General features: G+C 66.7%; 22 protein-coding genes. 14 read left to right on the forward strand and 8 right to left on the reverse strand.

All coding sequences use genetic code 11. From position 1 onward, the window contains the following. Positions 1–34: 34 nt before the first annotated feature. Both ACZ5YA_RS02335 and ACZ5YA_RS02340 read right to left on the reverse strand, forming a co-directional pair. Entirely contained in the window at positions 35–820 is a 786-nt protein-coding gene (locus ACZ5YA_RS02335; RefSeq protein WP_059374275.1) for a 3-oxoacyl-ACP reductase, read from the reverse strand. A gap of 18 nt (positions 821–838) precedes the next feature. Then, the gene (locus ACZ5YA_RS02340) at positions 839–1,642 is read right to left on the reverse strand and encodes a FadR/GntR family transcriptional regulator (RefSeq protein ID WP_054456557.1); all 804 of its coding nucleotides are present in this window, start codon (positions 1,640–1,642) and stop codon (positions 839–841) included. Positions 1,643–1,887: 245 nt separating this feature from the next. Here ACZ5YA_RS02340 and ACZ5YA_RS02345 point away from each other — a divergent pair, with 245 nt between their 5' ends. Together ACZ5YA_RS02345 and ACZ5YA_RS02350 are read left to right on the forward strand one after the other, a co-directional pair. Next, positions 1,888–3,324: an aldehyde dehydrogenase family protein gene (locus ACZ5YA_RS02345; RefSeq protein WP_187523986.1), complete on the forward strand. Its 1,437-nt coding sequence runs from the start codon at positions 1,888–1,890 to the stop codon at positions 3,322–3,324. A 90-nt stretch (positions 3,325–3,414) separates the two neighbouring features. Continuing rightward, positions 3,415–4,119 carry a riboflavin synthase gene (locus ACZ5YA_RS02350; protein WP_059374277.1) on the forward strand — a complete coding sequence of 235 codons (705 nt, stop codon included), beginning with the start codon at positions 3,415–3,417 and terminating at the stop codon, positions 4,117–4,119. A gap of 33 nt (positions 4,120–4,152) precedes the next feature. On the opposite strand, the gene ACZ5YA_RS02355 is transcribed toward ACZ5YA_RS02350, so the two are convergent. From ACZ5YA_RS02355 to ACZ5YA_RS02365, 3 genes are all read right to left on the reverse strand, one after another. Next, complete coding sequence (locus tag ACZ5YA_RS02355; protein WP_280014786.1) at positions 4,153–4,674, reverse strand: 2'-5' RNA ligase family protein; 522 nt, start codon at positions 4,672–4,674, stop codon at positions 4,153–4,155. 65 nt (positions 4,675–4,739) lie between these two features. Next, on the reverse strand, positions 4,740–6,233 hold the full coding sequence (locus tag ACZ5YA_RS02360; RefSeq protein WP_280014784.1) for a M81 family metallopeptidase: 1,494 nt from the start codon (positions 6,231–6,233) through the stop codon (positions 4,740–4,742). Positions 6,234–6,256: 23 nt separating this feature from the next. Then, positions 6,257–7,558: an MFS transporter gene (locus tag ACZ5YA_RS02365; protein ID WP_118933024.1), complete on the reverse strand. Its 1,302-nt coding sequence runs from the start codon at positions 7,556–7,558 to the stop codon at positions 6,257–6,259. Between the two features lie 193 nt (positions 7,559–7,751). Between ACZ5YA_RS02365 and ACZ5YA_RS02370 the strand changes: the two genes are divergently transcribed. Next, a complete protein-coding gene (locus ACZ5YA_RS02370) occupies positions 7,752–8,666 on the forward strand; it encodes a LysR family transcriptional regulator (protein ID WP_251880631.1) in 915 nt (304 codons plus the stop codon). Positions 8,667–8,723: 57 nt separating this feature from the next. Then, positions 8,724–9,308, forward strand: a complete 585-nt coding sequence (gene speG / locus ACZ5YA_RS02375; RefSeq protein ID WP_013393257.1) for a spermidine N1-acetyltransferase — start codon at positions 8,724–8,726, stop codon at positions 9,306–9,308. Between the two features lie 70 nt (positions 9,309–9,378). Here speG and rtcR read toward each other — a convergent pair whose 3' ends face one another. Further along, positions 9,379–10,992, reverse strand: a complete 1,614-nt coding sequence (rtcR, locus tag ACZ5YA_RS02380) for an RNA repair transcriptional activator RtcR (RefSeq protein WP_280014780.1) — start codon at positions 10,990–10,992, stop codon at positions 9,379–9,381. 207 nt (positions 10,993–11,199) lie between these two features. Between rtcR and ACZ5YA_RS02385 the strand changes: the two genes are divergently transcribed. From ACZ5YA_RS02385 to rtcA, 4 genes are all read left to right on the forward strand, one after another. Further along, positions 11,200–12,762, forward strand: coding sequence for a vWA domain-containing protein (locus ACZ5YA_RS02385; RefSeq protein ID WP_464091955.1), 1,563 nt, complete (start codon positions 11,200–11,202; stop codon positions 12,760–12,762). Between the two features lie 282 nt (positions 12,763–13,044). Further along, positions 13,045–14,268 (forward strand): RtcB family protein, encoded by a 1,224-nt coding sequence (locus ACZ5YA_RS02390; protein WP_464091956.1) that lies wholly within the window; start codon positions 13,045–13,047, stop codon positions 14,266–14,268. 39 nt (positions 14,269–14,307) lie between these two features. Further along, on the forward strand, positions 14,308–15,126 hold the full coding sequence (locus ACZ5YA_RS02395; RefSeq protein WP_118933027.1) for a nucleotidyltransferase domain-containing protein: 819 nt from the start codon (positions 14,308–14,310) through the stop codon (positions 15,124–15,126). 17 nt (positions 15,127–15,143) lie between these two features. Further along, complete coding sequence (rtcA, locus tag ACZ5YA_RS02400) at positions 15,144–16,187, forward strand: RNA 3'-terminal phosphate cyclase (protein ID WP_464091957.1); 1,044 nt, start codon at positions 15,144–15,146, stop codon at positions 16,185–16,187. 12 nt (positions 16,188–16,199) lie between these two features. Here rtcA and ACZ5YA_RS02405 read toward each other — a convergent pair whose 3' ends face one another. After that, positions 16,200–18,590 (reverse strand): heavy metal translocating P-type ATPase, encoded by a 2,391-nt coding sequence (locus ACZ5YA_RS02405; protein ID WP_306632899.1) that lies wholly within the window; start codon positions 18,588–18,590, stop codon positions 16,200–16,202. A gap of 133 nt (positions 18,591–18,723) precedes the next feature. Here ACZ5YA_RS02405 and cadR point away from each other — a divergent pair, with 133 nt between their 5' ends. From cadR to ACZ5YA_RS02435, 6 genes are all read left to right on the forward strand, one after another. Then, a complete protein-coding gene (cadR, locus tag ACZ5YA_RS02410) occupies positions 18,724–19,158 on the forward strand; it encodes a Cd(II)/Pb(II)-responsive transcriptional regulator (protein ID WP_054456564.1) in 435 nt (144 codons plus the stop codon). Between the two features lie 188 nt (positions 19,159–19,346). Beyond that, positions 19,347–20,528, forward strand: coding sequence for a CaiB/BaiF CoA transferase family protein (locus tag ACZ5YA_RS02415; protein ID WP_464091958.1), 1,182 nt, complete (start codon positions 19,347–19,349; stop codon positions 20,526–20,528). A 79-nt stretch (positions 20,529–20,607) separates the two neighbouring features. After that, positions 20,608–21,351, forward strand: a complete 744-nt coding sequence (locus tag ACZ5YA_RS02420; protein ID WP_251880625.1) for a FadR/GntR family transcriptional regulator — start codon at positions 20,608–20,610, stop codon at positions 21,349–21,351. After that, a complete protein-coding gene (locus ACZ5YA_RS02425) occupies positions 21,348–22,163 on the forward strand; it encodes an enoyl-CoA hydratase (protein WP_059374288.1) in 816 nt (271 codons plus the stop codon). Before ACZ5YA_RS02420 ends, ACZ5YA_RS02425 begins: the two co-directional genes overlap by 4 nt. Positions 22,164–22,341: 178 nt before the next feature. Continuing rightward, the gene (locus ACZ5YA_RS02430; protein WP_118933033.1) at positions 22,342–23,325 is read left to right on the forward strand and encodes a Bug family tripartite tricarboxylate transporter substrate binding protein; all 984 of its coding nucleotides are present in this window, start codon (positions 22,342–22,344) and stop codon (positions 23,323–23,325) included. Positions 23,326–23,411: 86 nt separating this feature from the next. Next, positions 23,412–24,017, forward strand: a complete 606-nt coding sequence (locus ACZ5YA_RS02435; protein WP_464091959.1) for a nitroreductase family protein — start codon at positions 23,412–23,414, stop codon at positions 24,015–24,017. On the opposite strand, the gene ACZ5YA_RS02440 is transcribed toward ACZ5YA_RS02435, so the two are convergent. Beyond that, positions 23,978–25,474, reverse strand: coding sequence for an MFS transporter (locus ACZ5YA_RS02440; protein WP_464091960.1), 1,497 nt, complete (start codon positions 25,472–25,474; stop codon positions 23,978–23,980). The two genes, ACZ5YA_RS02435 and ACZ5YA_RS02440, sit on opposite strands and share 40 nt — an antisense overlap. Between the last annotated feature and the right edge of the window lie 42 nt (positions 25,475–25,516).

A 25,516-nucleotide genomic window follows, 5' to 3' on the forward strand; every position in this document is an offset into this window, starting at 1 on the left:
CGGCCCATGGCGCGTCAGGCCGTCGCGTCTTGCATCAGCCTTTTACCAGCCCGCCGTCGACGATCAGGTTCTGTCCGGTCACCGCGCGCGACCAGGGGCTGGCGAAGAACAGCACGGCGTCGGCGAATTGCTCGGGCGTGGTGACTTCGCGCAGCGGCGTGCCCGCGGCAATCATGTCGAAGACCGCGTCCGGCGTGGCCGCCGAGGCGTCGGTGGTGCGCAGCAAGCCGCCCGAAACCATATTGACGGTAATGCCATCGGCCCCCAATTCATGCGACAAGGTGCGGGTGAAAGCCAGCAGCGCGGCCTTGGCCGCGGTGTAGTCGTGGTACGGCACCACCGGGTTCTGGACCAGGTTGGTGCCGACGTTGATGATGCGTCCGCCGCCAGCTGTCCGCATGCCGGGCAGGGCTGCCTGCGTGGTGTTGAGCGCGGCGCGCACGCTGCCTTCCAGCTGCGCGTTCATCTGTGTCCAGTCCAGTGCGCCGGCATGCGGACGGGCGTCGCCGTTGAACTGGAAGGCCGGCAGGGCGTTGTTGACGACCGTGGCAACGGGCTGGCCGAAATGCTTGGCGGCCTGCGCGAACATGGCGGCGACGGCGGCCGGGTCGCGCACGTCGGCCTGCAGCGCGATGGCGCGGTCCGGCGCGCTGGCGGCCAGCGCCTGCGCGCGTTCGGCGCTGTTCAGATAGTTGACGACGACCTTGGCGCCTTCGCGCAGGAAGGCGCGGGCGATGGCGGCGCCCAGGCCGCGGCTGGCGCCGGTGACGACGACGAGTTGCTGGTTCAGGTCCAGGGAGGGGCGTTGCTGCGATGACATGTCGTTAAGGCTTCCTGCTCAGTGTTCCGAGCCGCTGTTCAGCATGCGGCTGCGGGCTTTTTCAATATGGGCGCGCATGACGTTGCGTGCGCCTTCGGCGTCCTGTTCCTGGATCAGCCGGTAAATGTGGCGGTGTTCCTCGATGGCGGCGCGGGTGCGCTTCCAGGGTTCGCTGTGGACCAGGTGGCGCATGACGTTCACGGCGTGGCTGACGTCGTACTCCAGGGACTTCAGCACCTGCACGAAGCGCTGGTTGCTGGTGGCCGCGGCGATGGCGCGGTGGAATCCGTAATCGTGATGGTGGGCGATGGCGCCGGAAGCGTCGGCTTCTTCGTAGCCGGTCAGCATGCGGTCCATTTCGCGCAGGTCTTCGTCGGTGCGGCGCAAGGCGGCCAGGTAGGCGCATTCGGGCTCGATCACCATGCGCAGTTCCAGGCCTTCCAGGATGTGGCCAACGCGGCGCGCCGGGTCCACCGCGGGCATGCCGCCCATCAGGTCGGGCTTTGCGCGCACGTAGGTGCCCGAGCCGCGGATGGAGTCCACCAGCTGGTCTTCGCGCAGCCGATCCAGCGCCTGCCTGACCACTGGCCGCGATACCTCGAACAGCGCGGCCAGCTCCAGTTCCGTCGGCAGCTTGTTGCCGGGCGCGATCTTGCCGGTGGCAATGGCATAGAACAGGCTTTCGTAGACGCGCTCCGCAAAGCGCTCGGCGCGCACGTAGCCCAGGCCCGAGGCCACTTCCGCCAGCACGTCCAATTCCGGCCGGGGGCGGTCCACGGCTTGCAGCAGCGATTCCAGCTGTGGATCCCGCACATTGCTCATCGTCATTCCTACATGCATTGCCGGGCTTGTCAGTCACCATGACAAATCCGGGGTGGCGTTAAGCCGCTGAATTATTAGGGATTACCCGAGGTGACCAGGAAATATCCTGACTCTTGGGACAAAAGCTGTCAATTCAATTGACAAGTTGCGGGCCGCTCCCGTACCTTGACCCGAAACCAAAACGCAATCCGCGCGCGACGCCATATCCCCGCAACCGGCCGTCCGGCCGCTACTTTACTCCGCACATCGTGACTCAGAAGAACTTTATCGCCAACCAATGGGTGGCAGCCGCCACCGGTGAAACCATTCCCGTCCTGAACCCGTCCGATGGCAAGCCCTTCGAGGCGATCGCGCGCTCGGGCGCCGCGGACGTGGATCGCGCGGTGACCGCGGCGCGCGAGGCTTTCGAAGGGGAGTGGGGCCAGATGGCGCCCGCCGCGCGCAGCCGCCTGCTGATGCGCATCGCCTTCGCGCTGCTGGACCGCCAGGAAGAACTGGCACAGCTGGAATCGGCGGACACCGGCAAGCCCATCAAGCAGGCACGCGCCGATGCCGCCGCCGTGGCGCGCTACTTCGAGTTCTATGCCGGCGCGGTCGACAAGCTGCATGGCGAGACCATTCCCTACACCCCGGGCTTCACCGTGCTGACGGTGCGCGAAGCGCACGGCGTCACCGGCCACATCGTGCCCTGGAACTACCCGCTGCAGATCTTCGGCCGCAGCGTGGGCGCGGCTCTGGCCGCCGGCAACGCCTGCGTGGTCAAGCCGGCGGAAGACGCCTGCCTGTCGCTCCTGAAGCTGGCGGAGATCGCCGCCGAAGTCGGCCTGCCGGCCGGCGCGCTGAACATCTGCACGGGTTATGGCCATGAAGCCGGCGCGGCGCTGTCCGCCCACCCGGGCATCGACCATATCTCGTTCACCGGTTCGCCGCAGACGGGCAAGATGGTGGCGCATGCCGCCGCCGAGAACCATGTGCCGGTCACGCTGGAACTGGGCGGCAAGTCGCCCCAGATCGTGTTCGACGACGCCGACCTGGACGCCGCCATGCCGGTGCTGCTGGCGGCCATCATCCAGAACGCGGGCCAGACCTGCTCGGCCGGCAGCCGCGTGCTGATCCAGCGCGGCGTGTACGAAACGGTGCTCAAGCGCCTGTCCGACGCGTTTTCGGCCACCGTCACCGGTCCGGCCGCGGCCGACCTGGACGTGGGTCCGCTGATCAACGCGCGCCAGCAGGACCGCGTGCGCGGCTTCCTGGCTGAAGCCGAGGCCGAAGGCATGAAGGTCGCCGCCCGCGGCAAGTTGAAGGAAGGCACGCCCGAGGCCGGTTTCTACCAGCCGCCCGTACTGTTCCGCGACGTGCCGCCCAACAGCCGCCTGGCGCAGGAAGAAGTCTTCGGTCCGGTGCTGGCCGCCATGGTGTTCGACACCGAGGAAGAGGCGCTGGAAATCGCCAATGGCACGCTGTACGGCCTGGTGGCCGGCGTCTGGACCCGCGACGGCGGCCGCCAGCTGCGCCTGGCGCGCAAGCTGCGCGCCGGTCAGGTGTTCATCAACAATTACGGCGCCGGCGGCGGCGTGGAGCTGCCCTTCGGCGGTTCGCGCCAATCGGGCTACGGCCGCGAGAAGGGCTTTGAAGCGCTGTACGGCTTCACCACCCTGAAGACGATCGCCATCCGCCACTGATCCTGGCTTGCGGGCAGTCCGGCCCCTGGCAAAATATCGGTTAACGTTGATGTTTTGCTTCAGGGGCCCGGCCCCGCATTCAGGATCCGTATGTTCACCGGTATTGTTCAAGGCACCGCGAAGATCGCCAAGATCGCGGATCGCGAAGGCCTGCGCACTTTCACGCTGGATTTCCCCCCTGGTTTTTGCGTGGACCTGGCCATCGGCGCCAGCGTGTCCACCGATGGCGTCTGCCTGACCGTCACGGAAATCCTGTCCGAGAACCAGGCGACTTTCGACGTCATGCTGCAAAGCCTGGCCATCACCACCCTGGGCAGCTACCAGGAGGGCGACCGCGCCAACGTCGAGCGGGCCGCCAAGGATGGCGCCGAGATCGGCGGCCATCCCTTGTCCGGGCACGTGGACTTCACCTCTGAAGTGGTGATGGTGAAGTCATCCGACACCAACCGTCTGATGCGCTTCAGCATCCCCGAGGCTTTCCGCAAGTATGTCTTCGCCAAGGGCTATATCGCCATCAACGGCGCCAGCCTGACCGTATCGGAAGTCAATCGCGCCGAGGGCTGGTTCGAGGTCTGGCTGATTCCGGAAACCCGCCGCATGACGGTGTTCGAGGACAAGCAGGTGGGCGATTTCGTCAACATCGAAATCGAACGCAGCACCCAGGTGGTGGTCGATACCGTGCGCGAAACCGTGCAGGAAAGCCTGGGCAGGCTGCAGCCGCTGCTGGAAGCCATCCTGAAGGAAAAGGGCCTGACGCTGGAAGACTTCGTCAGTCCGCAGGGCAAGCTGAAGTAGTGAGCGGGGGCGGGGCAGGCCGCGCCTGGCCCCTCAGCCGGAAAGCCGGGCCGAAGTCAGATCGGTCAGCACGCCATTTTCCAGGACGGCCATCGTCAACCTGTCGACCGTGCCGCGGATTTCGAGTCCGTTGCGGTTGAGTTCGTCGCACAGCGATTTCATCAGTGCGCGATTGGTGGACGACCCCATGGTGATGTGCGGCACATAAGGAATGTCCAGGCGCAAGGTCGGCGCCAGCACCTGGCGGTACAGGGCGTCATGCAGGCGCGACAGCTGGCTGTGGCCTTCATCGGGAACCAGGTACGCATAAGCGTGCGCGGAGTCGGCGCCCAGCATGGCGTAGCGGCATACGAAGTCTATCGGGCCGAGCAGGCCGGCGACTTCTTCGAGGTGCTGCTGGTAGGCCTGTTCGTCGATGCCCGCGCAGCCAAATGCCATGGTGAAGTGCGCTTGCACCAGCGGATGCTGGCCGTCATGCTGGCGCCGGCACTCCTCGATGAACGCGGAGTCCGGCGCGCTGAGGCGCGGATAGGCGAGCGTGTGGAGCTTTTTCATGCCTCCAGTCTGCCACTGCGTCGCGCGAAAGCAAACCCCGCCGGCTGGCGGCGGGGTGGGGGGGCTCAGTCAGAGAACGGCTTGCCTTGCGGACGCACGCGGATGCCGGGCTGCAGCCGGGTCCAGGGCAGGTCGGCCGGGTCGGCCTGCATCGGGCCGGGCGCCTTGGCCACCAGCACTTCGTGGGCGATGGGCTGGAAGTCCGCACGGAAGTGCACGGAACTCTTCACCACCAGTATCGCCATCTCCTCGGGCTGCACGCCGCCGACGCGGAACAGGTTGCGGTCCAGCATCTGCGACTTGGTGGCGCTGACCACCACCCGCACGCCGCCGATCCGCAGGCCGGCCACGGCTTCCAGGTCGACGTCCATGCCGTTCATCATCGGTCCGTCAAAGCGCAGCTTGCCGGGCGACAGGGTTTCGACCACGAATTCGCCTTCGAAAGCCGAATCGCCTGCCACGCCGGATTGGCCGCCCAGGCTCAGCCGGACCTTGCCGCCGACGCCGGCCGCCGTGGCCTGGCGCACCGCCTCGGGGTCGTAGAACAGCCCCAGCGCCGCATTCTGGGCGTCGGCCTGAACCAGCGCACGCAGCATGCCGGTGGTGTTGGCGTCGCCGCCCGCGCCCGGATTGTCCTGCGTGTCGGCGATGACCACCGGGCGCGACGCGCCCGCCGCCAGGGCCTGCGCGCGGCGCACGGCCTCGGACGGTTCGAGGAAGTCGGGCGACCATTGCGGCTCCAGTTCCAGCACGCGCTGGTACAGGGTTTCGGTCACGCTTTCGACGGCTGCCGCATCGGTGCCGTAGGCCCAGACCACCGGGCCGCACTCGGGGAAGTCGGCCGCCGGAAAACCCGGCGCGAACGAGATGGAGGTCACGCCGGGCGTCCGCTCCAGGCGTTCCAGCAGTTCGTACACGCCTTGCGAGGGCTGCAGCATCGTGCACATGCCATTGATGGGAATCAGGAAGGGCAGGCGGCGCTCGCTGCGGTGCCAGTTGCCGCCGGCCGCGATGCGGGCCAGCAGCAGGCGCGCCGCGTGCACGCCGGTATCCGCCATGTCCACGTGCGGGTAGGTGCGGAACGCGGCCAGGCCGTCGGCTTCATGCAGCATCTGCGCGGTCACGTTGGCGTGCAGGTCCAGGCTGGCGACTACCGGAACCGTCGGGCCGACGATCTGGCGCATGCGCGCCAGCAGTTCGCCTTCGCCGTCATCGAGGTGCTCGGCCACCATGGCGCCGTGCAGGTCCAGATAGACGGCGTCATAGGCGCCCTTGCGGGCGGCGTCCAGGATTTCGCCGGCGATCCGTTCGTAGGCGTCGCGCGTCACGTGCGCGGACGGGCTGGCGCCGGCCCAGATCACGGTTTCCATGGTGTGGCCCTGCGCGGTCATCGCGTTGATGAAGCCGCCGGCGGGGATGTTGACCTCGCGCAGCGCCAGCATGTCCTTGCCGCGCACCATGGCGGGGAAGCCTTCGCCGCGCACGAAGTTGTCGTAGGCGGCGAGCGACGGCGCGAAGGTGTTGGTTTCGTGCTGGAAGCCAGCAACCAGAATATGCATGATCGTTTCCTGTGAGTTGGACTTCAGGCGCGGGCGGGCGCGGAACGGGGCGGACGGTTCACCAGCAGGAGCAGGGCGCCTGCCACCAGCAAGGCGGAAATCACGTACAGGCCGCCAGCCAGCGTGCCGGTGGCTTCCTTGGACCAGCCGATGATGGACGGGCTGAGGAAGCCGCCGAGCAGGCCGATGCTGTTGATGAGGGCGATGCCGCCGGCTGCTGCCTCTCCTTTGAGGTACTGCGAAGGAATCGCCCAGAATACCGTGTACGAGGCCCACATGAAGCCCGTGGCGAGCGTGATGGCCGTCAGGGATAGCGCGAATTGCGTCGGCGCGGCGGTGGCGATGCAGAGCGACACGCCGGCCAGCAGGGCGGGCACCAGGGTGTGCCAGCGCCGTTCCTGCATGCGGTCCGAGCTGCGCGCGAACCACAGCATGAAGGCGGCCGCCGCGATGTACGGAACGGCGGAATACAGGCCGATTTCCATAGTGTCCTGCACGCCGGCCAGCTTGAGCAGCGTGGGCAGCCAGAAGCTGACGGCATAGATGCCGCAAATCAGGCAGAAGTACGTCAACGCCATGCGGTAGATGGCGGGATCGCGCAGCACCTGCTTGAAGGCATGCTTCTGCTGCGCGCCTCGGGTTTCCAGGTCGGCGGCCAGCAGCGCCTTTTCATCGGCGCTGAGCCACTTGGCCTCGGCGGGCTTGTCGTCCAGGTAGCGGTAGGCGATCACGCCCAGCAGCACGCAGGGCAGGCCTTCCAGCAGGAACATCCATTGCCAGCCGTCCAGGCCGTGCGCGCCCGAGAACGCGGTCATGATCCAGGCGGATACCGGACCGCCGACGATGCCGCCGATGGGGCCGGCCAGCATCACCACCGCCATGACGCCGGCCATGCGCGACTGCGAATACCAGTAGGTCAGGTAGAAGATCATGCCGGGCGCGAAGCCGGCTTCGAACACGCCCAGCATGAAGCGCAGGATGTAGAAGCTCCATTCGCCCTGCACGAACAGCATCGAGGCGGAGGTCAGGCCCCACAGCACCATGATGCGGCTGATCGTGCGGCGCGCGCCGATGCGGGTCAGCAACAGGTTGCTGGGCACTTCGAAGATGACGTAGCCCAGGAAGAAGATGCCGGCGCCCAGGCCGTAGACGGCGTCGGAGATGCCGATGTCCTGCTGCATCTGCAGCTTGGCGAAGCCGATGTTGATGCGGTCCAGGTAGGCAAAGACGTAACAGAGCAGCAAGAAGGGCAGCAGGCGCCACGTGATCTTGCGATAGAGCGGGGCCAGGCGCGGGTCCGCGCCCGGCGTGGTCGGATGGGGCATTGCATGTCTCCTCGCGCGGGTCTGGCGCCCGCGGTGGCTGGGGTTGGGCCGGAATCCTCATGGCTTCCGGGCCGCCATATTGGAAGACTGCGGCGTTCCGAACAATGACCGGGGTGATAAATTATCGTTGCCCTATGGGCAACACTCGAATCACTTTCAACTGGCGCGGCCTAGCGCCCCAGGAATGCGGGATATGCAGGAAATCAGCCAGGTCCGCCTGAAGTACTTCAACGAGGTCATGGCCTGCGGCTCGATACGGGGCGCGGCCGACAAGCTGGATACGGCGGCCTCGGTCATCAGCCGGCAGATCCAGCTGCTGGAAAAGGAGCTGGGCGTGCAACTGTTCGAGCGGCGCTCGCGCGGACTGACGCCCACCGAGGCCGCCGACATGCTGCTGGAGTACCACCGCGGCTGCCGCGCCCAGCAGGAACACCTGAACGCGCGCCTGCAGGAATTGCGCGGCATGCAGCGCGGCAACGTGCAGCTGATGATCAGCGAAGGCTTCATCGACGGCTTGATGGAGCACGTGGTCGGACCGTTCTGCATCGAATATCCGCAGATCAACATCAGCGTCAACGTCGGTTCGGTCAACGAGGTGGTCGAGGCGGTGGCTTCGGACGCGGCCCACATCGGGCTGGCCTACAACCCGCCGGTGGACCCGCGGCTGCGCTGCCGCGCCAGCCGCAAGCATCCGGTCTGCCTGCTGGCGGGCCGCGGCCACGCCTTGGCCTCGCGTCCAGGGCCGCTGACCATCGCCGACATCATGCCGTATCCCTTCGCGCTGATGTCCGCGCCCTACGGGCTGCGCCAGGCGGTGGACCTGCTGGAATTCACCGAGCGCATCCACCTGACGCCCAGCCTCACCACCAATTCGCTGCGCGTACTGAAGCAGTACGCAATGACGGGGGCCGGCGTGACGCTGATGCCGAACCTGGGCGTGCATCATGAGCTGGCCAGCGGCGAACTGGTGGCGATTCCGATCGCGCATCCCATCCTGAGCGCGCCCGAATGCCAGGCGCTCCTGCGGCTGGGAAGGCCGCTGTCGTCCGCCGCCAATGAGGTCATGCGGCGCATCGAACAACGCCTGCCGGCGTTCTCGGGCGGCTGAGCGCCAGCGCGTCGGGCCGCGCCCGCTTACAATGGGCGCACTTTCGGAGGTATCACCATGTCGGTCACAACCGATATCAAAATACGCCCCCTGGAGCGTGGCGACCTGCACTTCGTGCACAAGATCAACAATAACGACGTCATCATGCGTTATTGGTTCGAAGAGCCCTACGAGGCCTACGACGAACTGGTCGCCCTGTATGACCGCCACTTGCACGACCAGAACGAGCGGCGCTTCATCATCGAGCACGACACCGGGCAGCCCGCCGGCCTGGTCGAGCTGGTGGAAATCGACTACATCCACCGCCGCGCCGAATTCCAGATCATCATCGCGCCCAGCTATCAGGGCCGGGGCTACGCCAAGGCGGCGACGCGCATCGCGGTGGGCTATGCCTTTCGCGTGCTGAACCTGCACAAGGTCTATCTGGTGGTGGACAAGGACAACACCGCCGCCGTGCACATCTACGAGCGCTGCGGCTTCCAGATCGAAGGGCTGTTGAAGGAAGAGTTCTTTTCCAACGGCGGCTACCGCGACGCCTACCGCATGGCCCTGCTGCAGCACGACCATCTGCGCGATGTGGGGCCTGGCGCGCCGGATGCGCCGGTGCTGCGCGACTGGCCGCAGGAAGAGCAGGCGGGCTGAGGCGGGCATGGTTGCCAGCAAAGCGTCGGGCAGAGTTGCCCGGCGCTTGTTCCTTGCCGGCTGGGCGGCGTCAGCCTTCGCGGCCCGAAACGCTTTCCCAGTTCAAGCCGAATTTCAGCAGATATTTGCGCAGGCGGTCAGCATCGTTGACCACGGTGCGTTGCGCGCGCGAGCGGTTGTACAGCTTGCGTCCCGCCTCGGACAGCGAGTCCGATTGCCGGCACACGCCGATGACGGCTTGGAGCTGCAGGCGATCGAACAGGTCGAGGCCATCGGCCGCGTCGGCGGGCAGCAGCGCGTCCAGGCGCGTCCTGTCGCCGTCGCGGTCCGCGGGCGCGCCGCGCTGCCATAGCCAGTTCAGACGCTGGATCTCGGCTTCCACCAGTTCCAGCGGGATCCGGCCGCCGTCCGCCAGCGTCGCCAGCCGCGTGATACTGGCCGACAGGTCGCGGAAGTTGCCGATCCATTTGGCCTCGGACGATCTGGCGAACTTCAGGTAGCGCGTGCGCGCTTCGGCGTTGAACCGGACCACGGCGCCGGTTTCCTCGGCGGACCGCATGAGCAGGTGGTCGACGTTGGGCTCGATGTCCTCGGGCCGCTGCGCCAGTCCGGGCAGGTCATAGGACCACAGGTTGATGCGCGCATACAGGTCTTCGCGGAAGCGCCCCTGCGCCACGTCCACGCGCAGGTCGCGGTGGGTGCCGGCGATCAGCTGGAAGTCGCTGCTGGTCTCGCGGTCGCTGCCCATGGGCAGGAAGCGCTTTTCTTCCACGGCCTTGAGCAGCATGGCCTGCTCGTCCAGGCCGAGTTCGCCGATTTCGTCCAGGAACAGCACGCCCTGGTGGGCCGTGCGCAGCAGGCCAGCCCGGTCCGCGGCCGCGCCGGTGAAAGCGCCTTTTTTGTGGCCGAACAGCGTCGAGGCGGCGCCGTCGCCGCGCAGCGTGGCGCAATTGACCTCGACGAATTCGCCCTGGACCTGGTGACGGGACTTCTTCAATTCGTACATGCGGCGCGCCAGGTGCGACTTGCCCGCGCCGGTGGGGCCGGTCAGCAGGATGGGCGCCTGCGAGCGCACCGCCACCCGTTCTATCTCTTCGATCAGCGTATTGAACGCCTTGTTGCGCGTGGCAATGCCGCTCTTGAGGAATTGCAGCGCGTCCTCGCGCGCCTGGCTGAAGCGGCGGGCCAGCACGTCGTAGCGCGACAGGTCCAGATCGATCAGCGTGTACTTGCCGGGACCTTCGCCCGCCTGCTTCCTGGGCGGCGCGGTCTGCAATAGCACGCCAGGAATGGCGCGCGACTCCACCATCAGGAACATGCAGATCTGCGCGACGTGCGTGCCGGTGGTGATGTGCGCCCAGTACTGCTCGCGCTCCGGGTCGAAACGATAGCCGCGCGTCCAGTCGTAGAGCGCCCCGTACATTTCGCCAAAATCCCAGGGATCGGCGAAGTCCATCGGGATCAGGTTCACGATGGTGTCGGGCGACAGGTTGGCGATGTCCTGCTGCATCACCTGGGCCAGCGCCTTGTAGCGCGTCGGATAGAACAGCTCGAGCCTGTGGATCAGCGTGTCTTCGTGCTGGACCAGCGATACCGTGGGCCGCCATTTCGCCCAGCGGCCTGCACCCTGGCCGGCATCCAGCTGGGTGCCGAGGAAGCCGATGACGACGTTCTTCTTTTGCATAGTTTTTTGGATAAAAGACTAGCTAATATTCTATATAAATCCTAGAGACGATGAGATGAGATTTTCTTCCTGCCCGTTTTGGAAATTAATTAATAGTTAAAAATCAATGGCTTGAGAAAAATTTCCGAGCGATCTGGCAAAGTTGGCACGCCCTTTGCATAAGGAGATGCATAGACAACGAATCGCATGCAAGAAGGAGAACGCTCCATGGTCAACACGCAACTCTTCCAATCCCTGCGCGGCGCGCTGCTGCCGGCAGCCTTGGACGCCAATCAGGAACGGGCGCCGGCCTATGAATTCGGCCCGCGCCATCAACTGGCCCAGCTTGCCGTTACCGGCTGCCTGCGCCAGACGTTCTACGCCCAGGCGCAGGATCAGCTGGATCGCGTGCTGGCACTGGCCGCGAGCGTAGATCCGGCCTTCGTGGCCAAGACGGCGATCCATGCCCGCGAATCCGGCTACATGAAGGACATGCCGGCGCTGCTGGCCGCAATCCTGGCCGTGCGCGACCTGAGCCTGCTGGCCCAGGTGTTCCCGCGAGTGGTGGACAACGGCAAGATGCTGCGCAACTTCGTGCAGATCCTGCGCAGCGGGGCCGTGGGCCGCAAGTCGCTGGGCACTCGGCCGAAAAAGCTGGTGCAGCGCTGGTTGCTGCACGCCACGGAAAAGCAGTTGCTGAACGCGGCCGTGGGCAATGCGCCGTCGCTCGCCGACGTGGTGAAGATGGTGCATCCCAAGCCTGCCGAGGCCTGGCGCGCGGCCTGGTTCGCCTGGCTGATCGGCAAGCCCTATGACGAAGCCGCGTTGCCGCCCGCGACGCAGGCGTTTGAGCGCTACAAGCGCGATGCCACGGGCGTGCCGCCGGACGTGCCGTTTCAGATGCTGACCTCGCTCGAGATGAGGCCGGCGCAGTGGGCCCAGGTCGCGCGGGCCGGGTCCTGGCAGATGGTGCGCCAGAACCTGAATACCTTTGCGCGCCACGGGGTGTTCGAACTGCCGGGCATGGCGAAGGCCATTGCCGCCAAGCTGCGCGATCCGCAGGCCGTGGCCCAGGCGCGGGTGTTGCCGTACCAGCTCATGTCGGCCTTCAAGGCGACGGGCGAGGCGGTTCCGGCGGTGGTGCGGGATGCGCTGCAGGACGCGATGGAGCTGGCGATCGCCAACGTGCCCCGCTTCAGCGGTCGTGTGGTCGTGTGTCCCGACGTGTCGGGTTCGATGCAGTCCGCGGTAACGGGCTGGGCCGGGTCGGCGACGTCGGCGGTGCGCTGCATCGACGTGGCGGCCTTGGTGGCGGCCGCCGTGCTGCGCAAGAACGGCCGCGCCCGGGTGCTGCCGTTCGAGTGCGACGTGGTCGATGTGCGGCTGAACCCGCGCGATTCGGTCATGACCAACGCCCAGAAGCTGGCTGAAGTCGGCGGAGGCGGCACCAGCTGCAGCGCGCCGCTGGCTTGCCTGAACCGGGAACGGGCCAAGGTGGACCTGGTGATCCTGGTCTCGGACAACGAGTCCTGGATGGATGCGCGGCGCCAGGGAGCGACCGAAACCATGCGCCAGTGGGAGGCGCTGAAACAGCGCAACCCGCGCGCGCGGCTGGTGTGTATCGATATCCAGCCGCAGGCGACCACGCAGGCGGCGGAGCGTTCCGACATTCTGAACGTGGGCGGTTTTTCCGACGCCGTGTTCGAGATGGTGGCAAGCTTCGCCGAAGGACGGATGGGCGCCGAGCACTGGATCGGCGAGATCGAGGCCGTGTCGCTGGGAGTCCAGTAGGCGGCCAGGCCGCCGCAGGAAATTGATGTACCGATTACGCGCGAATGCCGGCAGGACTACATCGGATGCCACGGGGTTCAAATCCCCAGGCCGGGAAACCGGAGCAGGCTACGTCTTGCCAATCTGGTCGCGCATTGTCTTGCTCCGGAGGAGGTTCCTCCGGGGCGAGTTGGACGAATGCGGGCGGGACTACATTCCAAATTGTCCGTCTCGCCCACGAACTAGTCGTCCGTTGCTCGCCTTATGCAACAGTATTGTTCAATAGAAAAGAAGAAGATCAACATGTCGAATCAGAACTACAACGTCGAGGAAATCGCTGGCGGCGTGCCGGTGAAAATGTGGACCAAGGGCGTGCCCGTCGAAGACGACGCCAAGCGCCAGCTGGCGAACGCCGCCCATCTGCCCATCGTGTTCAAGCACATCGCGGCCATGCCGGACGTGCACTTGGGCATCGGCGCGACCGTGGGATCGGTGATCCCGACGGTCAAGGCCATCATCCCGGCGGCGGTGGGCGTGGACATCGGTTGCGGCATGATGGCCGCCAAGACCACGCTGCGCGCCGAGGACCTGCCCGACAACCTGGGCCCGCTGCGTGCGGCCATCGAGCAGGCCGTGCCGCACGGCTCGGCGCCGCGCGGACGTCGCGACACGGGCAGCTGGGAGAACCCGCCCGTGTCGGTGGACCAGGTCTGGGCCACGCTGGCAGACGAGTTCGATGCCTTGTGCGAGCTGCATCCGCGCCTGCGCAACACCAACAACCGCAAGCACCTGGGCACGCTGGGCACGGGCAATCACTTCATCGAGGTTTGCCTGGATGAGGCGGGCTTTGTGTGGTTCATGCTGCACTCTGGTTCGCGCGGCGTGGGCAACGCCATCGGCACGCATTTCATCGAGCTGGCCAAGAAGGACGCGCAGCGCCACCAGAGCAATCTGCCGGACGAGAACCTGGCCTACTTCGAGGAAGGCGCCCAGTATTTCGGCCACTATGTGCGCGCGGTGTCGTGGGCGCAGCAGTTCGCGCTGCGCAACCGCGAGGTGATGATGGCCAACCTGATCGCGACGGTGCGCAAGGTCATCGCCAAGCCCTTCGAGTCGCACGTGGAGGCGGTGAACTGCCACCACAACTACGTGCAGCGCGAACGCCACTTTGGCGAGGACGTGTTCGTGACCCGCAAGGGCGCGGTCAGCGCCAAGCGCGGCGAACTGGGCATCATCCCGGGCAGCATGGGGGCGCGCAGCTACATCGTGCGCGGCCTGGGCAACCCGGAGAGCTTCGAGAGCTGCAGCCACGGCGCGGGCCGCGTCATGAGCCGCACCAAGGCAAAGAAGATGTACACGGTGCAAGACCAGGTCCGCGCAACAGAAGGCGTGGAATGCCGCAAGGACGCCAATGTCATCGACGAAATTCCGATGGCCTACAAGGACATCGACGCCGTCATGGCGGCGCAGCGCGACCTGGTGGAAGTGGTGCACACCCTGAAGCAGGTGGTGTGCGTGAAAGGCTGACGGAGCGGGGCGCGGGCCCCATTCCCCAAGGAGAAGAACATGAAGCAGGAAAGCGTCATGAGCGCGCATCCGGTGTCGGACGACATGCGCGCGCTCATCGCCGAGAAACTCGCCGACATCGAGCGCCAGCACCAGGTGACGGTGCTGTACGCCTGCGAGTCGGGCAGCCGGGGCTGGGGTTTCGCCTCGCCCGATAGCGACTACGACGTGCGTTTCGTCTACGTGCACCGGCTGTCCTGGTACCTGACCGTGCTGCCGGGGCGCGACGTCATCGAACAACCCATCAGCGGCGACCTGGACATCAACGGCTGGGACCTGCGCAAGACCCTGGGACTGCTGCGCGATTCCAATCCCACGCTGCTGGAATGGCTGCGTTCGCCCATCGTCTATCGCGCCGTCGAGCCCTGGGCGCCGCGCTTGCGGGCGCTGGCCGAAGAGGAGTTCTCGCTGGTCCGCGGCTATCACCATTACGTGTCCATGGCCCGCAAGAATCTGCGCGAGCATCTGCTGGGCGAGGTCGTGCGCTACAAGAAGTACCTGTACGTGCTGCGGCCGCTGCTGGCGGCGCGCTGGATCAGGGACGGACGCGGTGCGCCGCCCATGCGCTTTGCCGAGCTGGCGAGCGCGACGCTGACCGACCAGGCGCTGCTCGATGAACTCAACGCCTTGCTGGAGGTGAAGATGCGCGCCGGAGAGGCCGCGACCAGCCCGCGCTGGCCGGGCCTGCACGACTTCATCCTGCGCGAGTTGGAAACGGCGCAGGCGCACGTTCCGGTTGCGGGCGACAGGCCGGACCTGTCGCGGCTGGATCAGTACCTGCACGATGCCGTCCTGCATTTCGATGCCGGACCCGAGTGAAACAGAATTGGATGTGTATGAAAGTGATAGAAATCGACGGGGCCGCCGGAGAGGGCGGCGGCCAACTCCTGCGGACGTCGCTGGCGCTGTCCATGTGCACGGGCCAGCCGTTCGCCATGACCCGCATCCGGGCGGGGCGGGCCAAGCCCGGGCTGATGCGGCAGCATCTGGGCTGCGTCAACGCCGCGGCCGAGATCAGCGGCGCGCGCACGCAGGGCGCGGAATTGAACTCGCAGTCGCTGAGCTTCGCGCCAGGCAAACCGCGGGCGGGTGACTACCGTTTCCATCTGGGCACGGCGGGCAGTTGCGGACTGCTGCTGCAGACGCTGTGGCCGGCCCTGATGATGGCGGACGCGCCCAGCCGCCTGTCGCTGGGCGGCGGCACGCATAACCCGGCCGCGCCGCCGTTCCATTTCCTGGCGCGCAGCTATGCGCCCCTGCTGGGGCGGCTCGGCGCGCGGGCGGAACTGAACCTGCGCCGATTGGGCTTCTACCCCGCAGGCGGCGGCGAGATCGACGTCTCGATCTGGCCTGCCGCCGACGCGCTGGAGCCGTTCGACCTGACCGAGCGCGGCGCGCCCGCCGCGCGCTACGCCGAGTGTTATGCGCCAGCCCTGCCGCGCGCGGTCGCGCGGCGCGAACTGGAGCATCTGGGCGAGGCGTTGGGCTGGACCGCGGAGCAGTTGCGCGTCGCGCCCGCGCGCCAGCACGAGGGGCCGGGCAACGCGCTGCTGGCGACGCTGGAGCATGAGCACGTTTGCGAGGTCTACACCCGTTTCGGCGCCAAGGGCGTGGGCGCTGAGCAGGTGGCCCAGGAGCTGGCGCAGGACCTGCGCGGCTATCTGGACAGTGATGCGGCGCTGGGGCCGTACCTGGCGGATCAGTGGGCCTTGCCGCTGGCCCTGGCCGTCTGGCGCCGTGGCCGGCCCGCGCGCTACACCTGTACCGAACTGACCGCGCATGCGCACAGCAACTTCGCGGCCATCCAGCAGTTTTTGCCGGTGAAGTTCGCCGCCGTCCCGCAAGGCGCGGGCTGGCGCGTATCGGTCGAGCCCGCCTAGGGCGGGCTGGTCCTAGTGGGCGGCAGGCGCCGCCCGCAACAGCCGCAAGCCGTTCGCCACCACCAGCAGGCTGGCGCCCACGTCGGCGAACACCGCCATCCACAGCGTGGCGTTGCCGGTCATGGCCAAGGTCAGGAACACGGCCTTGATGCCCAGCGCCAGCGCGATGTTCTGCACCAGCACGCGATGCGTGGCGTGGGACAGGCGCAGGAAGGTGCCGATCTTGCGCAGGTCGTCGTCCATCAGGGCGACGTCGGCCGTTTCGATGGCGGTGCCGGTGCCGGCCGCGCCCATGGCGAAGCCGATGTCGGCGCGGGCCAGGGCGGGGGCGTCGTTGATGCCGTCGCCCACCATGCCGACGCGGCCGCCCGACGCCAGCTTGCTTTCGATGGCGGTCAGCTTGTCTTCGGGCAACTGGTCGCCGCGGGCTTCGTCGATGCCGACCTGTTGCGCGATGGCTTGCGCCGTGGGCGTGTTGTCGCCCGTCAGCATCAGGGTGCGCACGCCCAGGGCGTGCAGGTCCGCGATGGCGGCGGCGCTGGTCGGCTTGACCGTGTCGGCCACGGCGGCCACGGCCAGCACGCGGCTGCCGTCGGTCAGCGCGATGGCGCTCTTGCCCTGGCGTTCCAGTTCATCCAGGCGCGCTTCCAGCTTGGGGCTGGAGACGCCCAGTTCGCGCATCAGGCGGCGGTTGCCCAGCTGGAAGGTCACGCCGTCCAGCGTGGCGCTGACGCCGCGGCCGGGCAGGGCGGTGAAGTCCCGCACGTCCAGCAAGGCCGTGCCGGCGTCGCGCGCGGCATTGGCCACGGCCAGCGACACCGGGTGGTCGGAGCGGGCGGCCAGGCTGGCGGCGACCAGCGCGGCCGGTTGGCGGCTTTGGTCGGACACATCCCAATCCTGGATGTCGGTCTGCACCGGCTTGCCGTGGGTCAGCGTGCCGGTCTTGTCCAGCGCCAGCCATTTCAGGTTGCGGCCTTCTTCGAGATACACGCCGCCCTTGACCAGGATGCCGCGGCGCGAGGCCGCGGTCAGGCCGCTGACGATGCTGACCGGGGTGGAAATGACCAGCGCGCAGGGGCAGGCGATGATCAACAGCGCCAGGGCGCGGTAGATCGCGTCGAACCAGGGCTGGCTCCAGAACAGCGGGGGCAGCACCGCCACCAGCACCGCGATGCCCACCACGGTCGGCGTATAGATGCGCGAGAAGCGGTCTATGAAGCGCTGGGTCGGCGCGCGCGCGCCTTGCGCCTGTTCGACGGCGTGGATGATGCGCGCCAGCGTGGTGTTGCCCGCCGCTGCGGTGACGCGGTATTCGAAGGAGCCGGCGGCGTTCACGGTAGCCGCGTAAACCGGGTCGTTCTGTGTCTTTTCCACCGGCAGGCTTTCACCGGTGATGGGGGACTGGTCCACCGCCGAGCTGCCGCTGACGATGATGCCATCGGCCGCGATGCGTTCGCCCGGGCGCACCCGCACGATGTCGCCCACCTGCAATTTGGCGGCGGGCACTTCCAGCCAGTCGCCATTGGCCTGGCGCACGGTGGCGGTTTCCGGCGCCAGGTCGAGCAGGCCGCGGATGGCGTTGCGCGCCCGGTCCAGGGAGCGGGCTTCGATCAGTTCGGCTACGTTGAACAGGAACATCACCATGGCCGCTTCGGGCCATTGGCCGATCAGCACGGCGCCGGTGACGGCGATGCTCATCAGGGCATTGATGTTGAGGTTGCCGTTGCGCACGGCGATCCAGCCCTTGCGGTACGTGCTGACGCCGCAGGCCAGGATGGCGGCCACGGCCAGGGCCGCGGTGACGCCCAGCGGCCAGCCGGCGAAATGCGACAGTTCCGACAGCGCCGCCAGGACGCCGGAGCCGCCGATCAGCCACCAGTTCACCGGCTTGGCGGCGGGGGCGGGTGTGCCGGGGGCGTTGTCGGCCAGGGGCTCGGGCGTCATGTCCAGCGACTTGATGGCGGCCATGACGCGGTCCAGCGCGCCTTCGGCATGCACCACCGTCAGGACGCGCTGCATCAGGTTGAAGTCCAACGCGTGCACGTCGGCCATGTTGTCGAGCTTCTTGCGGATCAGCGTTTCCTCGGTGGGGCAGTCCATCTGTCCGATGCGCAGGCGCGCCAGCGACTGGCCGGGGCCGGCGGTAAGCGCGGCCGCGCCGGCGCCCGAGACGCTGAAGGGCTGGCCGTCGCCGTGGCCGCAGCAGGCGTCGCCGCCGTGGTCGTGCTTGCGACCGTGGGCGTGATCGTGGCCGGCGTGGTCGTGGCTGTGATCGTGGCCCGCGTGGCTGTGATCCGCGTGATCATGCCCCGCATGATCGTGTCCGGCATGCGCCTGGGCGTTCTTGGCGGGAGCGTCGCATGCGTCATGCGCGCAGCAGGCGCCGCCTTGCCCGGCGGGCATATGTTCGTGTTTTTTGACCGGAGGTAAAGACATCGTCCTCTGCCTTGAAATAAGCTGGTGACGCTATTCCACACCTTGGAGTTACTATAGGGTCAACCCCCTATATCAATCGGATGCGATCCGGGAGGCAGCGATGCGTATCGGCGAATTGGCCACGGCGGCCGGGACCACGGTCGAGACCGTCAGGTATTACGAGAAAGAAGGGCTGTTGCCGGCCCCGGAACGGGGGCTGAACAATTACCGCAGCTACGGCCAGCCCCATCTGGAGCGGCTGCGGCTGATTCGCAATTGCCGGGCGCTGGACATGACGCAGGACGAGATCCGCGCCATTCTGTCGCTGGCGGACAACCATCAAAGCGGTTGCGGCCCCATCAATGAACTGTTCGACGAGCACATCTCCCACGTGGACGAGCGCATCGCCGAGCTGACCCAGCTCAAGACCCAGCTCACCGAACTGCGCCAGCGCTGCCTGTCGGCCCGGCCCGACACGGAAGACTGCGGCATCCTGCATGGCCTGAGCGAAATGCAGGTCGAAGAGCGCCAGGAACGCCACACCCACCTGGGCTGACACCGGCCCTGCAAAGGGCGGCATCACGGAATACAGGCCTGATGGCCTAGGGAAAACCCGCCGCGCAAAAAGCGCGGCGGCGTCTTGTTGCGCCCAAAATCAACATGTAAGATGTCCAACATCCAACAAATAATGACAAGGCGGCGCGGTTCACCCCCCAGCGACGCCGAACAGAGAGGCAGACAAGCATGGATTCCAAGCCCTTGGGCCGATTCACCGTCCTGGACCTGACGCGAGTGCGCTCGGGACCCGCCGCCGTGCGCCAGTTCGCGGACTGGGGCGCCACCGTCATCAAGATCGAAGAGCCGGGTGACGAGCAGGACGACAAGCCGGGCGGTTCCGCCCAGTTCGCCGACTACCAGAACACCCACCGCAACAAGCGCAGCGTCACGCTGAACCTGAAGCACCCGCAGGGCCGGGCGCTGTTCCTGGACCTGGTGCGCCAGGCCGACGTGGTGGTGGAAAACTACCGGCCCAACGTCAAGTTCAAGTTGGGCATCGACTACGAGACGTTGCGCCAGGTGAACCCGCGCATCGTCTACGCCAGCGTGTCCGGCTTCGGGCAGGACGGCCCCTACGCCGGACGGCCAGGGCTGGACCAGATCGCACAGGGCATAGGCGGGCTGATGTCGGTGACGGGCGAGCCCGGCCGTGGCCCCATGCGGGCCGGGATCCCGGTGGCGGACCTGACTTCCGGCCTGTTCTGCGCCATCGGCATCTTCATCGCGCTGCTGGAGCGCGAGGTGTCGGGGCAGGGGCAGTGGGTGCAGACCTCGTTGCTGCAATCGCAGGTCTGGATGATGGATTTCCAGGCGATGCGCTGGCTGATGAACGGCGAGGTGCCGGGCCAGAGCGGCAACGACCATCCCACCAGCAGCCCGACCGGCGTGTTTCCCACCAGTGACGGCTATATGAACATCGCGGCCATGGGCAACGATATCTATGCGCGCCTGTGCCGCGTGCTGGAACTGCCGGAACTGATCGAGGACGAGCGCTTCCTGACCGTGCTGCTGCGGGCGCGCAACCGTCCGGCGCTGAACGCGGCCATCGGCGCGCGCACCGCGACCCGACGCACCGTCGAATGGATCGCGTTGATGAACAAGGAAGGCGTGCCTTGCGGTCCGATCCTGGGCATGGACCAGACCTTCGAGGATCCGCAGGTGCGCCACCTGGGACTCAGCCGCGAGATTCGCCATCCCGCGCTGGGGCCGATCTCGGTGGTGGGGCAGCCGATGATCCTGAGCCGCTCGAGCGCTGGGGAAATGGCGCCCGCGCCCGAGCGCGGCCAGCACAATGGCGACGTCTACGGCGGCATGCTGGGCTTGGCGCCCGCCGACTTGCAGCAGCTGGCCCGCGAAGGCGTCATTTAAGGGATCCGTCCAGGCACCGAGCATAAAATCGCCGCCAAGGCCGCCCGCGTATCCGGCGGCCCAGACGGAGACAGCCCCCATGAACGCACCATCCACCGCCGCCGACCAGGTCTTTTCCAGCCTGGGACGCCCCGACAACCTGCCGGACGAGATCGCTTCGCAGATCCGCCAGAAGATCGTGGCGCGCGAATTCGAGCCCGGCCAGCGTCTGCCCACGGAGTTCGAGCTGGCGCAGATGTTCGCCGTCAGCCGCAACGTGGTGCGCGAGGCGATCGCGCGGCTGAAGCTGTCGGGGTACGTGGATACGCGGCGCGGCGTGGGTTCCTTCGTGGCGCAGGACGTGGGCACGCGCAATTTCGAGATCGCGCCCGAAGACCTGCTGCAGCCCGAGCCGCTGGCGCACATCTTCCAACTGCGCGTGGAGCTGGAATCCGGCGCGGCCGCGCAGGCGGCCTTGCACCGCACCCCCGAACAGATCGAAACCCTGCGCCAGGCCCTGCAACGGGTAGACGCGGCTGGCAACGACTGGCAGGCCGGCGCCGACCACGCGCTGGACTTCCACATGGCCGTGGGCGAGGCCACCAACAACCCTTACTTCGTGCGCCTGTTGGCGCACCTGCGCCACGTGTTCCGCGGCGCCGTGCGCACGCTGCGCTACACCAGCGCGGGCACCGAGCGCGTGCCGGAAATCGAACGCGAACATCACCGCATCTTCGATGCCATCGTGGCTGGCGACAGCGAGGCCGCGCGCCTTGCCATGCGCGCCCACCTGACCAATGGCATTCAACGGCACCAGACAGTCATACAAGGAAAGCAACCGTGACCATACAACGCATCCTGCAGGGCGATATCACCGACAGCATCGTGGCCGAAAAGCGCGGCGCGGTGGGCTGGCTGACCTTCAACGATCCGCAGCGGCACAACGCCGTGTCGTTCGCCATGTGGGAGGCGGTGCCGGTGGTGCTGGAAGCCTTCCGCCAGGACCCGGAGATCCGGGCGGTGGTGCTGCAGGGCGCGGGCGGCAAGGCCTTCGTCAGCGGCGCCAACATCTCGCAGTTCGACAAGCTGCGCAGCGGCGAAGACGCCGTGGTGGAATACGAACGCGTGGCCGAAACCGCGCAGCTGGCGCTGTACGACTACGACAAGCCCACGATTGCGTACATCCAGGGCTATTGCATCGGCGGCGGCCTGAACATCGCCCTGTGCTGCGACATCCGCATCGCCTCGGACAACAGCAGCTTCGCCATTCCCGCCGGCAAGCTGGGCCTGGGCTACCGCCTGACCGCGATCCGCAACCTGGTGACGGCGGTCGGTCCGGCCAACGCGTTGGAGATTTTCCTTACGGCGGCGCGTTACGACGCCCATCAGGCCAAGGAACTGGGCCTGATCCGCAGGGTGGCCCCGGCGGACGAACTGCCGCAGGTGCTGGAGACCATGCTGGCGCAGATCCAGGCCAACGCGCCGCTGACGCTGCGCGCCGGCAAGAAGATGATCCGGCAGCTCCAGCAGCTGGGGCCGGAAGTCGACGTGGAAGGCATGCGCCGCCTGGTGCTGGAGTGTTTCGAAAGCAATGACTACCGCGAAGGCCGCAAGGCGTTCGCGGAAAAGAGAGCGCCGGTGTTCACCGGCACCTGATCTCCGGCCGCGGGCCGGATTCCCTACGCGGCTTGCAGGTCCGCGCCGTCGCCGGCGCGGCCCGGGGGAGGCTTGCGTCCTGAATCCGTCGCGGACCGGATCAACCCGGCCACCGATCCCACCGGGGACGGCCAGGCCATAGACCGCGCAGCAGAAGCGCGGCGACGAGGAGACAGACATGAAAGCGGTTCATCTGAGGGCAGGCCTGGCGGGTTTGGCGGCGTGGCTGTGCGCGGCGCCGCTGCACGCGCAGGGGGCGTACCCTAGCCAGCCGGTGCGCATCGTGGTGGGCTACGCCGCCGGCGGCACCACGGACATCCTGGCGCGGGCGCTGGGCGAGCAGTTGAGCAAGGAGCTCAAGCAGCCCGTCATCATCGAAAACAAGGCCGGCGCCGCCGGCAACATCGCCGCGGCCTCCGTGCAGCAGGCCGCGCCCGATGGCTACACCTTGTTCATGGCCACCGTGTCCAGCCATGGCATCAATCCGGTCGTGTACAAGAAGTCGCTGGGCTACGACCCGGTGGGCGGCTTCACGCCGGTCAGCATGATCGCGTCCATCCCGCTGGTGCTGGTCGCCAATCCCAAGCTGCCGGTCGCCTCGGTGGCCGATCTGGTCAAGCTGGCGCGCGAGAAGCCGGGCGACCTGAACTATTCCTCCAGCGGCAATGGCTCGCCGGTGCACGTGGCTGGCGCCATGTTCGCCTCGGAGGCCAAGGTGCAGATCCAGCACGTGCCGTACCGGGGCGGGTCGCTGGCCAATTCCTCGGTCATGAGCGGCGAAACCCAGTTCAGCTTCGCCACCTTGCCGGCGGCCTTGCCGCAGGTTCGCGCGGGCGCCTTGCGCGCCCTGGCCGTGACCACGCGTGACCGTTCGGCAGAACTGCCCGACGTGCCGACGGTGGCCGAGGACCCGATGTTCAAGGGCTACGAGATCAACACCTGGAATGCGTTGATGGCCCCCAAGGGCACGCCCGACGCGGTGGTGGCGGTGCTGAACCAGGCGGTGGCGCGCTCGCTGGCGGTGCCGGCCCTGCAGACCCGCTTCAAGGGCGAGGGCGCCACGCCCGGCGCCAGCAGCCCGGCCGAGCTGGGCCAGTTCGTCAACGCGGAGCTGGCGCGCTGGGCGGGCGTCATCAAAGAGGTCGGCATCCAGATCGAATGACCTCTGGCGGTCCGGGGGGATGACGGCCCGTGGCGGCGGAGTGGCGTAATATGAATTGTGTTTCTTTCTCATTGACGCCTGATCCGATGACCACTAGCCAGAACGCCACCCCGACCGCCACCCCGTTGCACGCCCTGAATACGCGCCGTTCCTTCAAGTTCCTCCGCGCCCCGGCGCCCAAGCCCGAGGAACTCGAACAGATCCTGCAGGCGGCCATGTCGGCGCCCGACCATGGCGCCTTGCGCCCGTGGCGTTTCGTGGTGATCCAGGGCGAGGCCATCGGCAAGCTGGCCGATCTGGCGCTGGACGCCGTCAAGCGCAGCGGCGATCCGCGCATGACGCCGGAAAAGGAAAAGTCGGTGCGCGAATGGATGGCCGGCGTGCCGCTCTTCGTCGCGGTGGCGCAGAAGATCGCGCACGACATCACTAAGATTCCGGAGCAGGAACAGCTGCTGGCCACCGGCGCCGCCACCATGAACCTGCTGAACGCCGTGCACATGCTGGGTTACGGCGCGTTCTGGAGCACCGGTATCGGCACCTACGTCGAAGACGTGCAGAACGCGCTGGGCCTGGACGCGCTGGACTACCGTTTCCTGGGCTTCTTGGCCATTGGCACGCCGGCTTGCGCGGTGCCGCCGGCCAACCGCCCGGACTACCGGGAATTCGTCACGGAGTGGACCGGTCCGGTCTGAGTCCGCTGTGTTTCTCCCTGGCCGCCCGAGACGGGCGTACGCTGAAGCAGCAGCGAAGCCAGGGCAGAGACGATGCTGAGCAGCCCCGCGATCAGGAATGCCGCGTGATACCCGGCCAGTTCAGCCACTTGCGGTATCTCGCCGCCGGCCAGGTGAGCCGTCGTCACGCCATGGGCCACAGAAGCCAGAATGGCAATGCCGACGGCGCCGCCCAATTGGCGTGAGGTGTTTTGCAGACCTGCCGCCAATCCAGAATCCTGGCGGGGTACCCCGGCCAGCACGGCCTGGGTCGCGCTCATCATCACCAGGCCGTTACCTGCGCCGACCAGCAGGGTCGGTAGCAGAAGTTCGGTCGCATGCACTGGATGCATGGGCAGCCAATAGAGCCAGATCAACCCTCCCGCAGCGATCAAGCCGCCGATCAATGGCAAGCGGGTGAAACCGGCATCGCGCAAAGAGCGGGAAGCCATTGCCGCGATTGCCAGGGCGAGGGCCATCGGCAACAGTGCCAAGCCTGTTTCCAGCGGGTTGCGTCCATCAATGCGCTGCAGCGCCAAAGACAGGAAGAACGCCGAGGCCGTGAGAATTGCGCCTAGCCCCGAGACCATGACCATCCCGATGGGAACATTGCGCAATCGGAAGATGCCGAATCGGACCAGCGGCTGCTTGGCGCGAAATTCCCGGAACACGAACGCCAGGAACATGATCAGTGCAAAAACCATTGCATTGAATACGAGCGTGTCGCTCCAGCCTGCATGAGCCGATTGCGATATGGCGTACAGAAATGATGCCAAGGACAGCGTCACCGTGATGGCTCCCGGTACGTCCAACTTGGCCCTTGGCGTATCCGGATGCAGCGGACTCAGGCTGAGCATGACCGCTACGAACAGAATCAGGCCCAGCGGTACATTGACGAACATGACCCAGCGCCAATCGACCAGACTGGTCAGCACGCCGCCGATCACCACGCCGAAAGCAGAACCCATCGCGGCGCACGCTGCCCAACAACCAATCGCGCGATCCTGGCCGGCTCCAGGGGGATGAGCAGCCACGATCACAGCCAGCGGCGATGTTGCCAGCGCTGCGGCGCCAAATCCTTGCACTGCGCGAGCAACCAGCAGGATCGCTCCTGATTGCGCCAAGCCACCCATCAGGCTGGCGCCAGTGAACAACGCCAATCCCCATAGCAACACGTTTCGCCGGCCATAGATGTCGCTGGCGCGAGCCGCCAGCAGCATGAAGCCACCCAGCAGCAAAAGATAGATATCGACCACCCATTGAAGCTGTACCGCAGATAGCCCCAGGTCGTCCCGCATCGACGGGAGCGCGACACTCACGATGGCGCCATCCATCACGACCATGAAGGCGCACAGGCAGGCGACCAGGGTGGCAACCCAAGTTGAAATTCCATCGCGTAAAAGCGGTGGGGGCATGACTGGCGTAGAGGTGGAAGACATGTGTACCTGATCCCGAATGAACAATGGTCAATCTATCGTTGT

It is taken from the genome of Achromobacter sp. JCM 18799 (assembly GCF_055395645.1).